Source organism: Aquipseudomonas alcaligenes (genome assembly GCF_003205495.1).
Taxonomy (GTDB): Bacteria; Pseudomonadota; Gammaproteobacteria; order Pseudomonadales; family Pseudomonadaceae; genus Aquipseudomonas; species Aquipseudomonas alcaligenes_B.
The window spans coordinates 1-1,353 of record NZ_QJRX01000016.1 but is presented as its reverse complement, the minus strand read 5'-3'; the positions used below and the strand labels follow the sequence as shown (position 1 = coordinate 1,353).

Here is a 1,353-nt window from a genome sequence, read left to right as displayed (position 1 = left end):
GAAATCAGCCGACCAGAAAGCGCCGCGCGCCGGGCTTCAGCAGCGGGTACTTGGCTTGCAGGTAGGGTTTGTCCTGGAGCAGTTGTGCGACATCGAGGCCGACACTGTCCTTGGCTTTACGCCAACTGATGTAGCCATGCGAAAACTCCGCGCGGCTGGCATCACCCATCGCTTGTTGCAGCATCTGCTTGAGCTCCGCTTCGCGCTTTTCCTTGTCGGCAATCGACTGGCGCAGAGCTTTCAGCTCAATGTAGGCAGCGGTGAGTCCTGCATTTCGACTGAAGTCGACGACCTGGCCGTTGTCCTCGGGGTAGAGGCAGCGCAGGGCGGCCTCAGAAGAGGCTGATCCGTCGGCAGGTGGTGGAGTATCCGTTTCCACGTAGCGCCAGAAGCGCTGCTCAAGCTCAATCAAGCGAGCGATCATGAGCTCATCGCGCTCTATGCGATGGATCTCCAGCGTCTGACCGCCAAGCAGAACCGCCACATCGGCCGCCTGCTTGCCGGTGACGGCGAGCTGGTGCATGACCTGCAACTGCACATACTCGGGCACGCCTTCTTTCCAGAGATGCGCACCGTTGATGCCGGCGGTTTTGCACTCGAGAATCTGTACATCCTCGGCACCGACTACCTCACGATCGATATTGGCGAGCATCCACGACAGTGAAGGTTCCGGATGCTGCAGCACGGCGTTGATGCGCCTTACCTTGTTCTTGGTGCGCTTGCTGTAGTGCCAGGCCACGATGGGTTCCAGGACATTGCCCCAGTACATTGGGCTGTTCTCATCGTGGGGATCGGTTATGGACAGGCCTGCATCGCGGCCGGTTTTCTCAAGCCACAGCTCCAGCTGCGATTTGTAAGGATTGAGGCCGATGGCGGCCGCGGCATCGGAGCTGCCAATGCCTTGCTTGCGGATCTGCAGCCAGTCCTCACGTGGCAGTTCCTTGGTGCTGACCAGACGCAGGGCAGGGCGTTGCTTGGCAGTGCTGCCATTCAATGACTTTGCTTTCATCGTGTGTACCTGCAGGCGTAAAAACGCCCGATCAGCACCAGGCTGATCGGGCGTGAGGGCGAGATAAGTGAGGGCTAGGCAACCAGTCGCAGGGCTGCGTCCAGCGCGCGCTGTTTGATCTGCGCGCCCTGGCCGAACCATGCCGAGTCCATACGGTATTCGTTGCTGCGTGCACGCCGCTCGTGGTCGACGTACTCGGTCACTGCATTGAGTAGGCCCCAAGCTGTTCCACTGGCAGATTCGAGGCTGCTGCCTCGACCTCTTCCTTGAAAGAGGCTCTCCACTTTTTGCATGGCGCGGATGTTGGGCACTACCTCCTTCTGCTGTGCGTTCGGGGAGCTATC

General features: G+C 59.7%; 2 protein-coding genes. Both read right to left on the bottom strand.

Annotated features, from left to right (window positions below; all coding sequences use genetic code 11):
* Nucleotides 1-4: 4 nt before the first annotated feature.
* Nucleotides 5-1,009 carry a YqaJ viral recombinase family nuclease gene (locus tag DMO17_RS19490; protein ID WP_110684141.1) on the bottom strand — a complete coding sequence of 335 codons (1,005 nt, stop codon included), beginning with the start codon at nucleotides 1,007-1,009 and terminating at the stop codon, nucleotides 5-7.
* Between the two features lie 74 nt (nucleotides 1,010-1,083).
* Nucleotides 1,084-1,353 (bottom strand): DUF932 domain-containing protein (locus DMO17_RS19485; RefSeq protein WP_146224945.1); only part of this gene is annotated, 270 nt, incomplete at its 5' end.

Coding starts and splice junctions, on each gene's coding strand:
- DMO17_RS19490 (WP_110684141.1), bottom strand. CDS start 1,009: ATGAAAGCAAAGTCATTGAATGGCAGCACTGCCAAGCAACGCCCTGCC.